Origin of the sequence: Diaphorobacter sp. HDW4A (assembly GCF_011305995.1) — a bacterium.
GTDB lineage: Bacteria > Pseudomonadota > Gammaproteobacteria > Burkholderiales > Burkholderiaceae_C > Diaphorobacter_A.
Genome location: NZ_CP049910.1, coordinates 4,175,035 through 4,187,625, shown reverse-complemented (window position 1 = coordinate 4,187,625; position 12,591 = coordinate 4,175,035). Strand labels below are relative to the sequence as shown.

The 12,591-nt window shown below is 62.0% G+C and carries 11 protein-coding genes; 9 read left to right on the top strand and 2 right to left on the bottom strand.

Annotation, left to right across the window (positions count from 1 at the left end):
* Positions 1 to 30: 30 nt before the first annotated feature.
* From G7047_RS19175 to G7047_RS19140, 8 genes are all read left to right on the top strand, one after another.
* Positions 31 to 1,827, top strand: a complete 1,797-nt coding sequence (locus G7047_RS19175) for an acyl-CoA dehydrogenase C-terminal domain-containing protein (protein WP_166308976.1) — start codon at positions 31 to 33, stop codon at positions 1,825 to 1,827.
* Between the two features lie 47 nt (positions 1,828 to 1,874).
* Complete coding sequence (locus G7047_RS19170) at positions 1,875 to 2,309, top strand: DUF2147 domain-containing protein (RefSeq protein WP_166308973.1); 435 nt, start codon at positions 1,875 to 1,877, stop codon at positions 2,307 to 2,309.
* Positions 2,310 to 2,491: 182 nt separating this feature from the next.
* Positions 2,492 to 4,894, top strand: coding sequence for a 3-hydroxyacyl-CoA dehydrogenase/enoyl-CoA hydratase family protein (locus G7047_RS19165; RefSeq protein WP_166308971.1), 2,403 nt, complete (start codon positions 2,492 to 2,494; stop codon positions 4,892 to 4,894).
* A gap of 28 nt (positions 4,895 to 4,922) precedes the next feature.
* The gene (locus G7047_RS19160) at positions 4,923 to 6,119 is read left to right on the top strand and encodes an acetyl-CoA C-acyltransferase (RefSeq protein WP_166308968.1); all 1,197 of its coding nucleotides are present in this window, start codon (positions 4,923 to 4,925) and stop codon (positions 6,117 to 6,119) included.
* 118 nt (positions 6,120 to 6,237) lie between these two features.
* A complete protein-coding gene (locus G7047_RS19155; RefSeq protein WP_166308965.1) occupies positions 6,238 to 7,071 on the top strand; it encodes an acyl-CoA thioesterase II in 834 nt (277 codons plus the stop codon).
* Positions 7,072 to 7,137: 66 nt separating this feature from the next.
* On the top strand, positions 7,138 to 7,914 hold the full coding sequence (locus G7047_RS19150; RefSeq protein WP_166308960.1) for an enoyl-CoA hydratase: 777 nt from the start codon (positions 7,138 to 7,140) through the stop codon (positions 7,912 to 7,914).
* Between the two features lie 7 nt (positions 7,915 to 7,921).
* Positions 7,922 to 8,413, top strand: a complete 492-nt coding sequence (locus G7047_RS19145) for a thioesterase family protein (RefSeq protein WP_166308957.1) — start codon at positions 7,922 to 7,924, stop codon at positions 8,411 to 8,413.
* 352 nt (positions 8,414 to 8,765) lie between these two features.
* Entirely contained in the window at positions 8,766 to 9,359 is a 594-nt protein-coding gene (locus G7047_RS19140; RefSeq protein WP_166312155.1) for a polymer-forming cytoskeletal protein, read from the top strand.
* Positions 9,360 to 9,527: 168 nt separating this feature from the next.
* Here the strand turns inward: G7047_RS19140 and G7047_RS19135 are convergent, their stop codons facing one another.
* Positions 9,528 to 9,974, bottom strand: coding sequence for an acyl-CoA thioesterase (locus tag G7047_RS19135; RefSeq protein ID WP_371813806.1), 447 nt, complete (start codon positions 9,972 to 9,974; stop codon positions 9,528 to 9,530).
* 207 nt (positions 9,975 to 10,181) lie between these two features.
* Between G7047_RS19135 and G7047_RS19130 the strand changes: the two genes are divergently transcribed.
* Complete coding sequence (locus tag G7047_RS19130) at positions 10,182 to 12,038, top strand: ABC transporter ATP-binding protein/permease (RefSeq protein ID WP_166308954.1); 1,857 nt, start codon at positions 10,182 to 10,184, stop codon at positions 12,036 to 12,038.
* Here the strand turns inward: G7047_RS19130 and G7047_RS19125 are convergent, their stop codons facing one another.
* On the bottom strand, positions 12,039 to 12,545 hold the full coding sequence (locus tag G7047_RS19125) for a transketolase C-terminal domain-containing protein (protein WP_166308951.1): 507 nt from the start codon (positions 12,543 to 12,545) through the stop codon (positions 12,039 to 12,041).
* Between the last annotated feature and the right edge of the window lie 46 nt (positions 12,546 to 12,591).

Sequence of the window (12,591 nt, the reverse complement as noted above, 5' to 3'; positions counted from 1 at the left end):
TTGCCCTCAACTTTTCTTCCCGGAGTCCACATGCCTACATACACGCCGCCGCTTCGTGACATGCAATTCCTCATGCATGAGGTCTTCAAGATCACCGACGACTACAAGCAGATGAAGCCGTTTGCCGAGGTCGATGCCGACACCATCAATGCGGTGCTGGAAGAGGCCGGCAAGTTCGCGGCCAACGTGACCCTCCCGCTCAATATCAGCGGCGACGAAGAAGGCTGCGTGCTCGACAAGGCCACGCATGAGGTGAAGACACCGACCGGTTTCAAGGAAGCCTACAAGCAGTTCATTGACGGCGGCTGGCCAGCGCTTTCCTGCGATCCGGACTACGGCGGTCAGGGCCTGCCGTTCGTGGTGAACTCGGCGCTGTATGAAATGCTCAACAGCGCGAATCAGGCGTGGACCATGTACCCCGGTCTGTCGCACGGCGCGTATGAAGCGCTGCACGCCTACGGCACGGACGAGCAGAAGAAGCTCTATCTGCCCAAGCTCACCAGCGGCGAGTGGACCGGCTCGATGTGCCTGACCGAGCCGCACTGCGGCACCGATCTGGGCCTGCTGCGCTCCAAGGCCGAACCGCAGGCGGACGGCACTTATAAGATCACCGGCAACAAGATCTTCATCAGCGCGGGCGAGCATGACTTCACCGAAAACATCGTGCATCTGGTGCTCGCACGCCTGCCCGATGCGCCGGTCGGCTCGAAGGGCATCAGCCTGTTCCTCGTGCCCAAGTTCAATGTGAAGGCTGACGGTTCACTGGGTGATCGCAACCCGATCTTCTGCGGCGCGCTCGAACACAAGATGGGCATCCACGGCAATGCGACCGCGCAGATCAACATCGACGGTGCCATCGGCACGATGGTGGGCGAGCCCAACAAGGGCCTGCAGGCGATGTTCGTGATGATGAACGCGGCACGTCTGGGCGTGGGCAACCAGTCGCTGGGTCTGACCGAAGTGGCATATCAGAACGCACTGGCCTACGCCAAGGACCGCCTGCAGATGCGCAGCCTCTCCGGCGTGAAGGCCAAGGACAAGCCGGCCGATCCGATCATCGTGCACCCCGATGTGCGCCGCATGCTGCTGACCGCCAAGGCCTATGCCGAAGGTGGCCGTGCGCTGATCACCTACAGCGCGTTTCTGATCGACAAGGAACTCAACCACCCCGATGAAAAGGTGCGCAAGGACAGCGCCGATCTCGTCGCGCTGCTCACGCCCATCGTCAAGGCCTTCGTGACCGACAACGGTTGGGACGCGACGACGATGAGCCAGCAGGTCTACGGCGGCCACGGCTTCATCAAGGAATGGGGCATGGAGCAGTTCGTGCGTGACGCGCGCATCAACATGATCTACGAAGGCACGAACGGCATCCAGGCGCTGGATCTGCTGGGCCGCAAGATCCTGTCGAACCAGGGTGCGACGCTCCGCAAGTTTGGCAAGCTCATCGGCCAGTTGGTGGAAGAAGAAGGCGTGAACGAGAAGATGGCCGAGTTCATCAACCCCATCGCGATGCTGGGCGACCAGATGACCAAGTTCACCACCGAAATCGGCTTCAAGGGCATGCAGAACCCCGACGAAGTGGGTGCGGCTTCCGTGGACTATCTGCGTGTCGCGGGTCATCTCGTGTTCGGCTATTTCTTCGCCCGCATGGCGCAGGTCGCGCTGCGCGAAATTGCGGCTGGCAACACCGATCCGTTCTATCAGGGCAAGGTGCAGACGGCACGTTTCTACTTCGCCAAGCTGTTCCCCGAAACCGCTTCGCTGATGCGCACCGCACGTGCGGGCTCGAAGTCGCTGATGGACACCGACGCGGCGCTCGCCTGATCGACCGACCGACTGACCACTTGAGCACCCTTGACGCAGGAGGCCTTATGAAGAAATTGTTCGCAGCCGTGCTGGGCATGGCACTCGCCGTGCCCGCATTCGCACAGATGTCGCCCGTCGGCCTCTGGCGCAACATGGACGACAAGACCGGCGAGGCGAAGGCCGAAGTCCGCGTCACCGAAGAAGCCGGTGGCCTCAAGGGCAGCATCGAGAAGGTGCTCAAGAAGAACGCGAATCCTGCGGACGTCTGTGCGGAATGCTCGGGCGACCGCAAGGACAAGCCCATCGTCGGGCTCGAAATCATCCGTGGCGGCAAGAAAGAAGCCGACAAGGATGTGTGGTCCGGCGGCAAGATCATCGATCCCGAAAACGGCAAGGAATACCGCGCGAGCTTCACGCCCACAGAGGGCGGCGCCAAGCTTGAAGTGCGTGGCTATTTGGGCCCGTTCTGGCGTACCCAGACATGGCAGCGCGTGAACTAGAAATGAAACACCCCCTGAGTCGCTTCGCGCGGTCCCCCTCAATGGGGACGCCGCCAGCGCGGCGGTGCGGCCCTTGCGCGGCGTCCGCTGGCATGGCCTGCTCCGCGGCCTTTGGTGCGGCGATATGCGAGTCGCGTCTGGCGATTTCAGCGGAATTACGGAAAGTCTAAGGAACCAACAATATGTCTAGATTCCAGGTGAAGAAAGTCGCCGTGCTCGGCGCGGGCGTGATGGGCGCGCAGATCGCTGCCCATCTCGTCAATGTGAAGGTGCCCGTGATCCTGTTCGACCTGCCCGCCAAGGAAGGTCCGAAGAGCGCGATTGCGGAGAAGGCGATTGCCAATCTCAAGAAGCTCAAGCCGTCGCCGATTGGCGTGACGGAGGACGCAGATCTGATCCAGCCTGCCAACTACGAAGAGCACATGAAGCTGCTTAAGGGCTGCGACCTGATCATCGAGGCGATTGCTGAGCGCATGGACTGGAAGCTCGACCTGTATCACAAGATCGCGCCGTTCGTTTCGAAGACCGCGCTGGTCGCGTCGAACACCTCGGGCCTGTCGATCACGAAGCTCTCCGAAGCGCTGCCCGACGCGATCAAGCCGCGCTTCTGCGGTATCCACTTTTTCAACCCGCCGCGCTACATGCAGTTGGTGGAACTGATCAACACGCCGACGACGAACCCCGAAGTGCTTGACCAGCTCGAGACCTTTGTCACCTCGACGCTGGGCAAGGGCATCGTGCGCGCGCACGACACGCCCAATTTCATCGCCAATCGCATCGGCATCGCCGGCATGCTCTCGACGATGAAGCAGGCAGAGAACTTCGGCCTCACGTATGACGTGGTGGACGATCTCACCGGCAAGAAGCTGGGCCGTGCATCGAGCGGCACCTTCCGCACAGCGGACGTGGTGGGGCTCGACACGATGGCCCACGTCATCAAGACGCTGCAGGACAACCTGAGCCTCGAGACCGATCCGTTCTACGGCAACTTCGGCACGCCAGCGGTGCTGCAGAAGCTGCTCGATTTGAAGAACCTCGGCCAGAAAACCAAGGCGGGCTTCTTCAAGAAGGTCGGCCGCGACATCCTACAGTTTGAACTCGCGAGCGAGGAGTACATCCCCGCAGGCCAGAAGTCCGACGAGGTCTACGGCCGCATGCTCAAGAAGCCTGCGGGCGAGCGCCTGAAACTGCTACGCGGCGCGGAAGGCCCGCAGGGCCAGTTCCTCTGGGCGATCCTGCGCGACAGTTTCCACTACGCAGCGATTCATCTGGAGCACATCGCCGACACCGCGCGCGACATCGACCAGGCCATGCGCTGGGGCTTCGGCATGAAGCAGGGCCCGTTCGAGCTGTGGCAGGAAGCCGGTTGGCTCGAAGTCGCGAAGATGGTGCAGGAAGACATTGATGCGGGCAAGGCGCTGACCAAGGCGCCGCTGCCCAAGTGGGTGTTCGAAGGCCCCGTGGCCGAAGCCGGTGGCGTGCACACCGCGCAGGGCTCGTGGAGCGCGTCGCAGGGCAAATTCATCCCGCGTCGTGAGCTGCCGGTGTACCAGCGTCAGATCTTCCCCGAGAAGCTGCTCGGCGAAACCAATCTGCCCGACTGGCAGACCGCAGGCACGACGATTGCCGAATCCAAGGCGCTGCGCACTTGGACGCTCGACGGCGAAGTGCTGATCGCCAGCATCAAGAACAAGATGCATGCCATCAGCCCCGAGGTCATGGAAGGTCTGATGGAAGCGGTCGACGTGGCCGAATCCGACTTCAAGGCGATGGTGATCTGGTCCGGCGACGCGCCATTCAGCGTCGGCGCTGACCTCGAAGCCACCATGCCCGCATTCGTCGTCGGTGGCGCCGATGCCATCGAAAGCATCGAGCAGGAACTGCAGAACATGATGCTGCGCATGCGCTACGCGCAGGTGCCGGTGGTGGCTGCGATCCACGGCCTGGCGCTCGGCGGTGGTTGCGAGCTGTCGGTGTATTCCGCACGCAGAGTGGCGCATATGGAAAGCTACATCGGTCTCGTCGAGGTCGGTGTGGGTTTGGTGCCGGGCGCGGGTGGTCTCACCTATATCGCGCGCCGCGCCGCCGAAAACGCAGCGACCAGCACCGGCAAGGATCTGCTGCCCTTCCTCACCGAAGGCTTCACCGCCGCGGCGATGGCCAAGGTCGGCACCAGCGCGATTGAATCGCGCAAGCTCGGCTATCTGCTGGACAGCGACCTGATTGTTGCGCACAAGGATGAGCTGCTCTACGTGGCCATCAACGAAGCCAAGAGCATGGCGAACGGCGGCTGGCGTGCACCTCTGGCCCGCCCCTTCCCGGTCGCAGGCCGTAGCGGTATCGCGACGATCAAGGGCTCGCTGGTGAATATGCGCGACGGCGGCTTCATCAGCGAGTTTGATCAACACATCGCATCGCTGATCGCAGAAATTGTCTGTGGTGGAGATGTCGATCCAGGCACGCTGGTGGACGAGCAATATCTGATGAAGCTCGAGCGCAAGGCGTTCACGCATCTGATTGCCCATCCGAAGACGCATGAGCGCATTCTGGGCATGCTGAATACCGGCAAACCTGTGCGCAATTGATTCACGCGTCACGCAAGGAGTACTGAATATGAAACAACAGCAAGACGCCTACATCGTTGCCGCCACGCGCACGCCGATTGGTCGTTCGCACAAGGGCTTTTTTCGCAACTACCGTCCCGACGATCTGCTCGCGACGATTTTGAAATCCGCGCTCGCGCAGGTGCCCAGTCTCGATCCCAAGGCGATTGAAGACATCATCTGCGGTTGTGCGATTCCAGAGGCTCAGCAAGGTCTGAATGTGGCGCGCATCGGCGCGGTTCTGGCGGGCCTGCCGACCAGCGTTGGCGGCATCACTGTGAACCGTTTCTGCGCATCGGGCCTGTCGGCCGTGGCGATGGCGGCGGACCGCATCCGTGTGGGCGAGGCCGATGTGATGGTCGCGGCTGGTGTGGAGAGCATGAGCATGGTGCCGATGATGGGCAATGCGCCCTCGCTGTCGCCCTCGATCTTCGAGCGCGATGGTGACGTCGGCATTGCCTACGGCATGGGCCTGACAGCAGAGAAGGTAGCGCAGCAGTGGAAGGTGACGCGTGATGCGCAGGATGCTTTCGCGCTCGAGTCGCACCGCCGTGCCATCGCCGCGCAGCAGGCGGGTGAGTTCGCCAGCGAGATCACGCCCATCGAAGTGACGGACCGTGGCCTCGACCTCGCCAAGGGCGAGACTGTGGTGAGTACGCGTACCGTGAGCCTCGACGAAGGCCCGCGCCCCGACACCTCGCTCGAAGGTCTGGCCAAACTGCGCACGGTGTTTGCTGCACGTGGCTCGGTCACGGCGGGCAACAGTTCGCAGACCAGCGATGGCGCGGGGGCGCTGATTCTGGCGAGCGAGGCTGCGGTCAAGCGCTTTGGCCTGACACCGCTCGCACGCTTTGTGAGCTACGCCAGCAAAGGTGTGCCCCCGGAAATCATGGGTATCGGCCCGATTGAAGCGATTCCTGCAGCACTGCGTTATGCAGGTCTGAAGCAGGACGACATTGACTGGTTCGAACTCAACGAAGCCTTCGCTGCGCAATCGCTGGCAGTCATCAACACGCTCGGCCTCGACGTGTCCAAGGTGAACCCCATGGGCGGCGCGATTGCACTGGGCCATCCGCTAGGCGCGACGGGCGCGATCCGCGCGGCCACGGTGGTGCACGCGCTGCAGCGCAAGCAGCTCAAGTACGGCATGGTGACCATGTGCGTCGGCATGGGGCAGGGCGCCGCAGGCATCTTCGAGCGGGTCTGATCTCCACGAGGCGATGCGGCGGGCATGCGTGTGCCCGCCCATCGCCTTGGCGCATTTGGGGAATGACAAGTCACCATCACGACCACGGTTTTCCGCAAAAACCGGCACACTGGCACACATGACAAATCAAGCCACGATTCATCCCCTGGACGATGCCTTGCTGCTGGAGACCCGCGAGCCCGGCATCTACACCGGACGCACGACTGATGCCTACTGGAATATGGTAGGCCCGTTCGGCGGCATCACCGCAGCCACGTTGCTGCAGGCGGTGCTCAAGCATCCGCAATTGCTTGGCGATCCGCTGTCGCTCACGGTGAATTTTGCAGGCGCGGTGACGGCTGGCGAGTTCACAGTTAAGGCCACACCTGCGCGCACCAACCGTTCGACGCAGCACTGGATCATCACCCTCGAGCAGGCGGCGGCCAACGGCGAGGTGGTGATCGCGACGACCGCCACGGCCGTGACGGCCGTGCGCCGCGAGACCTGGAGCGTCACCGATGTGCCCATGCCCGTCGTTCCCGCGCCGCAGGAGTGCCAGCGCGCGGCTCCGGCATTCCGTTCGCAGTGGCTCAGCTCCTACGAGATGCGCCCGGTCTCGGGCAATCTGCCGACGGTCTGGGATGACCGTGGTGACACCAGTCTCTCGCAACTGTGGGTGCGCGATGCGCCAGAGCGCACGCTTGATTTCGTGGGGCTGGCGGCCGCGTCCGACGTGTTCTTCCCACGTCCCTGGCTGCGCCGCGCGCGTCAGGTTCCGGCGGGCACCGTGTCGATCACCACATACTTCCACGCGAGTGGCGCGCAATTGGCGCAGACCGGCAACGGTTATCTGTTCGCGCAGGCCCGTGCGCAGGAATTCCGCAATGGCTTCTGCGATCAGACGGCACAATTGTGGAATGCGGATGGCCTGATGCTGGCCACCACCAATCAAATCGTCTACTACAAGGAATGAGTGCAGGCGGCGGGCCCCGTGGGGTCCGCGCCCGTTCGTTTCCCCATTCATATTCAGGAGCCACACATGAGCACGCCCGCACAGGACATCTTGGTCCACCATGAACACGGTGTCACCACCATCACCTTCAACCGTGTCTCGAAGAAGAATTCGTTCACAGCGTCAATGTATACGCAGATGGCGGATGCGCTTGACAACGCCAAGGCCGACGCAGCGACTCGCGTGCTGGTGTTTCAAGGCGACGTGGCGATCTTCAGTGCAGGCAATGACATCAGTGATTTCCTGAACAACCCGCCGACGACTCAAGACGCGCCGGTTTTCCGCTTCCTGCGCTGCCTTGCCACGTTCCCCAAGCCGATGCTCGCAGCCGTTTGCGGCCCGGCGGTCGGCGTGGGCACGACGCTGCTGTTCCATTGCGATCTGGTCTATGCGGGCGACAACGCCGCGTTCTCGATGCCGTTCGTGAATCTGGGCGTGTGCCCCGAAGCGGGCTCCAGCCTGCTTGCGCCGCAGATGCTCGGCTACCACCGCGCTGCCGAAGCGCTGCTGCTTGGCGAGCCGTTCATGGCCGAGGCGGCGTTGGAGGTGGGGTTGGTCAACCGCGTCGTGCCGCCCACCGAGTGCAACATGCTTGCGCAGATGCAGGCGAAAAAGCTGGCAGCCAAGTCGCTCGCATCGCTGATGGAAACCAAGCGTCTGCTCAAGAAGACCAACGCCGACGAGCTGCTTGCGCGCATCGACGAAGAGGCTGCAAGCTTCGGGCGCATGCTCGGCGAACCGGCCGCCAAAGAAGCGTTCACGGCCTTCATGGAAAAGCGCGTGCCCGATTTCAGCAAGCTGTGATCACGGCATGAAGCTGGACTCGCCCATCGCATCCGAATCGTTCGCCTTCGAGTCCGAATTCATCGACGCGCTGACTGACATCTTCGAGCGCCAGATCGCGTTCAATCAGGTGCTCGGTTTGCAAATCACGCGCATCGCGCCACAGGGCGTGGAGTCGCGCATCGCGATGAAGCCCGAACTCGTCGGCCACTTTGCCTTCAACCGCGTGCATGGTGGCGTGATCAGCGCGGCACTTGATGCGATGGCCGGCTTGGCCGTGATGGCGGCCATCGGCGCGCGCCACATGGACGAGCCGCCCGCCAAGCGACTGCAGCGCTTTTCCAAGCTCGGCACTATCGATCTGCGCATCGACTATCTGCGTGCCGCCATCGGCGCGCAGTTCAAGCAGCGAGCCCAAGTGCTGCGGCTCGGCTCGCGCGTGGCGACCGTGCGCATGGAGTTTCTTTCTGCGAGCGATGAACTGCTCTCCGTCGGCACGGCGTCCTACATCGTCTCCTGAAGAGCGGCGGCGCTGTTTGCCGCTGCAAACACTGCAAGAAACTGCAACATCGGACCCATTTGGTTACGCCTCTTGCCTAACAAGACGGTTGGCGTCCGAATTCCTCATTACGATTCTTCGCCAATGGGCACGCATGCTTTCCACTGTCTAACGACATTGCTGGCAGGCACGCAGCAATGCGCATGATGCGGATTGGTTGCACATCCATTTCCTGAATTTCCGAGCGGGCTTGTTTCACGAGTCCGAGCGGATCGTCGGGGCTTGTTTGACGCTGACCGCGCATGTCGCGTAAGGTGCCCAATGAACAGTTTCTTTGCAGATTCTGGTTAAGTGTTATTTCCAAGGAGAATTGATGGCTGTGCAAAACCCATTTTTCGGCAAACGTGATTCCGATGTACTGCAACCTCGCCAGCCGAGTTCGGTACTGGGTAGCGGATCATCGTTGTCTGGCGGCAGCAACTCAGCTGCAACTGCCTCGTCGTCTTCAGCAACAGGTCTGGGAGCCGTAGTGAACAAATCCGTTTCGAACGTTGCCAACGAATCGGCTGGCAGCAAGCTGACGGTCGGTCCGAATATCAAGCTCAAGGGCGTCGAGATCACCGATTGCGACACCTTGGTGGTGGAAGGCACGGTCGAAGCAACGATGGATTCGCGCGTGATCCAGATCGCCGAGCAAGGCGCATTCCGCGGTTCAGCCGAAATTGACATCGCCGAAATTCACGGTGAGTTCAACGGCACCCTGACGGTGCGTGACAAGCTCGTGATCTACAGTACGGGCAAGGTCAGCGGCAAGATCCGCTACGGCAAAGTGGTGATCGAAGAGGGCGGTCAACTGTCCGGTGAAATCGAGGCCGGCATCGGCAGCGGTTCCTCGCGCAGCAGCGCGGCACCCTCGTCGTCCGCAAACAGCAGCACGTCGTCAGCATCTGCGGCAGCGGCTTCCTGATCGCGCATGCGGCACCTGCCGCACTCCTTGAGCAACGCAGAGGTTGCCCTGCGGCAAGTGAGTGAGCGATGAAAAAAAGGCGATGCATATTGAATGCATCGCCTTTTCTCGTTTTGAGGCCTGATGATCCTCGGAATTCTTCAGGAGTTCGCGCACCTGTTATCAAGCTCAAGCCTTCTTGGCGTCCTTTTTGGGAATGGCACGCGAATGGCCCTGATCGTCGATAGCCACATAAGTCAGCGTCGCCTCGGTCACCTTGATGTGCTGGCCCTGCAGCGACATGCGCTCGGCGAACACTTCCACATCCACGGTGACAGAAGTGTTGCCGACGCGGTTCACGCGTGCGAAGAACGACAGGATGTCGCCCACGCGCACCGGCTGCTTGAAGATGAATTCCTTCACCGCGACGGTGGCCACACGGCCTTGTGAGATGCGTGCGGGTAGCACGGATCCGGCCAAGTCGACCTGAGCCATCACCCAGCCGCCAAAGATGTCGCCGTTGCTGTTGGTGTCTCCCGGCATGGGGATGACGCGCAGCACCAGTTCCTTGTCGACGGGCAGGCTGGGCGCGATGGTGCGCAGGGTTTCGGGATCGGTCATGGTTACTGTTGTCATGAAATCGGTTCGACACTGTTGCCGCAAATAGCAAAAGCGAATCTAGGGTAAACCCTAATTATCCGGAATCTCCAGCATCCGTGTCGACACCGTACCAAGCAGCCCTTGTGCGGGTGCAGTCATGAAGGAGCAACGCGTATCTGAACTTCAGCGCACAATCAACCGGATTCTCTAAAACAACAAGCACCCACAAGAAGCACTCTACCTATGCGCGGCCGCGGCTCATCTCCCGATTCTCCTGACACGAAGACCATCCCTCGAACCGCCAGCGACTGGCAGACGCTCGGGCGTCTGGTGCCGTTTCTGATGGAATACAAATGGCGCGTGATCGCGGCATTGCTGTTTGTGCTCGCGGCCAAGCTGGCCAATGTGGGTGTGCCGATTCTGCTCAAGCATCTGGTGGACGCACTGTCCATCAAGCCCGGCGATGCGACGGCGATCCTCGTCGTGCCACTTGGCCTGCTGCTCGCGTATGGCCTGCTGCGGCTGTCGACATCCCTGTTCACTGAGCTGCGCGAACTGGTCTTCGCCAAGGCCACGCAAGGCGCGGCGCGCAGCATTGCACTCAACACCTTCCAGCATCTGCACGGCCTGAGCCTGCGTTTTCATCTCGAGCGCCAGACCGGAGGGATGACGCGTGACATCGAGCGCGGCGTCAAGGGCGTCGAGTCGCTGATCTCGTACTCGCTCTACAGCATCTTTCCGACCTTCATCGAAGTCGCGCTGGTGCTCGGTATTCTGGCCGTGAAGTTCGACGCGTGGTTCTTCTGGATCACTGTGGCGGCACTGGTGCTCTATGTGACATTCACCGTCTCGATGACCGAATGGCGCACGCGCTTTCGCCGTGAGGCCAACATGGCCGATTCGACGGCGCACACCAAGGCCATCGATTCGCTGCTGAACTACGAGACCGTCAAATACTTCAACAACGAAGCATACGAGGCGCATCGCTACGACGAGAGCTTGGACAAGCTGCGCACCGCTCGCCTGAAGAGCCAGCGTTCGCTGAGCATTCTGAACACCGGGCAGCAACTCATTATCGCCACGGCCTTGGTCAGCATGCTCTGGCGCGCGACGCAGGGCGTGGTCGATGGTCGCCTCACACTTGGCGATCTGGTGATGATCAACGCGTTCATGATTCAGTTGTACATTCCGCTGAATTTTCTGGGCGCAATCTACCGCGAGATCAAGCAGAGCCTGACCGATCTGGACCGCATGTTCTCGCTGATGGATCGCGAACGCGAGGTGGCCGACCAACCCGGCGCCAAAGCGCTGGCATGTGCGGCCTCGCCGACCGTGCGTTTTGAAGACGTTCAGTTCGCCTACGAGGCTGCGCGGCCGATTCTGCATGGGGTGAGCTTCGAGATTCCTGCGGGCAAGACCGTTGCCGTCGTCGGTCCATCGGGCTCCGGCAAGTCCACGCTCGCACGCCTGCTGTTTCGTTTCTACGACGTGCAGCAGGGTCGCATCACCATCGACGGCCAGGACATCCGCGACGTCACGCAGGCCAGCGTGCGCCGCGCCATCGGCATCGTGCCGCAGGATACCGTGTTGTTCAACGACACCATTGCCTACAACATCGCCTATGGCCGCGCGGGCGCGACGCGCGAAGAGATCGAGGCTGCGGCGAAGGCCGCGCGGATTCACGACTTCATCGTCTCCACGCCCAAGGGCTACGACACCATGGTGGGCGAGCGCGGGCTCAAGCTCTCGGGCGGCGAGAAGCAGCGTGTCGCGATTGCGCGCACGTTGCTCAAGAACCCGCCGATCCTGATCTTCGACGAGGCCACGTCGGCGCTTGATTCGGCCAACGAGCGCGCCATCCAGAACGAGTTGCGCAGTGCCGCGCAGAACAAGACCGCGCTGGTGATCGCGCACCGGCTCTCCACGGTGGTCGACGCGCACGAGATCATCGTGATGGAGGCCGGCCGCATTCTCGAGCGGGGCACGCATGCGCAGTTGCTGGCGCTGGATGGGCGCTATGCGCGCATGTGGAACCTGCAGCGCGAATCGCAGGAGCGCGGCGCTGCAGAATCCGGCGAGCTGGCCGAACTCAGTGCTTGATCAGCGTTTGAGCAAGCGCGCGGCGGCCTGCGCGATCTGCGCAGCGCTCACGCGCGACTCGGTCTCCAGCGTGTTCGCGTAACCCACGGGAATGCGCGGCGCGCCCAGGCGTGCAACGCGCGCATCCGTGTGCTCGGCCACGGTCGCGGCGACTTCGGCACCGAAGCCTGCGGCCTGCACGGCTTCGTGCACGACCAGCAGATGCCGGGATCGGCTGGCACTCTGCAGCACCGCCTCCCTATCCCAGGGCCAGATGGTGCGCAGGTCGAACACCTCGGCATGAATGCCTTGCGCGACCAGTTCCTTGGCCGCGGCCACGCAGGCATGCACCTGTTTGGACCACGACACGATGGTCACATCGTTGCAGTTGCTGCTGCCCGCAAATGCGGTGCGTGCGCGTCCTAGCTCCACAGGCTCGCCATGCCGCACCTCGCCCTGCATGCCCCAGAGCTCCTTGTGCTCCATGTAGACCACCGGGTCGCCCGAGGCGAGCGCGGCGTGCAGCATGAAGCGCGCCGCGATATTTGCGGCCTCAGCGATGACATAAATCGGT

Bases quoted from the DNA above. Each gene is read 5' to 3' on its own strand.
- G7047_RS19175 (WP_166308976.1), top strand. From the start codon at position 31: ATGCCTACATACACGCCGCCGCTTCGTGACATGCAATTCCTCATGCAT.
- G7047_RS19170 (WP_166308973.1), top strand. From the start codon at position 1,875: ATGAAGAAATTGTTCGCAGCCGTGCTGGGCATGGCACTCGCCGTGCCC.
- G7047_RS19165 (WP_166308971.1), top strand. From the start codon at position 2,492: ATGTCTAGATTCCAGGTGAAGAAAGTCGCCGTGCTCGGCGCGGGCGTG.
- G7047_RS19160 (WP_166308968.1), top strand. From the start codon at position 4,923: ATGAAACAACAGCAAGACGCCTACATCGTTGCCGCCACGCGCACGCCG.
- G7047_RS19155 (WP_166308965.1), top strand. From the start codon at position 6,238: ATGACAAATCAAGCCACGATTCATCCCCTGGACGATGCCTTGCTGCTG.
- G7047_RS19150 (WP_166308960.1), top strand. From the start codon at position 7,138: ATGAGCACGCCCGCACAGGACATCTTGGTCCACCATGAACACGGTGTC.
- G7047_RS19145 (WP_166308957.1), top strand. From the start codon at position 7,922: ATGAAGCTGGACTCGCCCATCGCATCCGAATCGTTCGCCTTCGAGTCC.
- G7047_RS19140 (WP_166312155.1), top strand. From the start codon at position 8,766: ATGGCTGTGCAAAACCCATTTTTCGGCAAACGTGATTCCGATGTACTG.
- G7047_RS19135 (WP_371813806.1), bottom strand. From the start codon at position 9,974: ATGACAACAGTAACCATGACCGATCCCGAAACCCTGCGCACCATCGCG.
- G7047_RS19130 (WP_166308954.1), top strand. From the start codon at position 10,182: ATGCGCGGCCGCGGCTCATCTCCCGATTCTCCTGACACGAAGACCATC.
- G7047_RS19125 (WP_166308951.1), bottom strand. From the start codon at position 12,545: ATGCTGCACGCCGCGCTCGCCTCGGGCGACCCGGTGGTCTACATGGAG.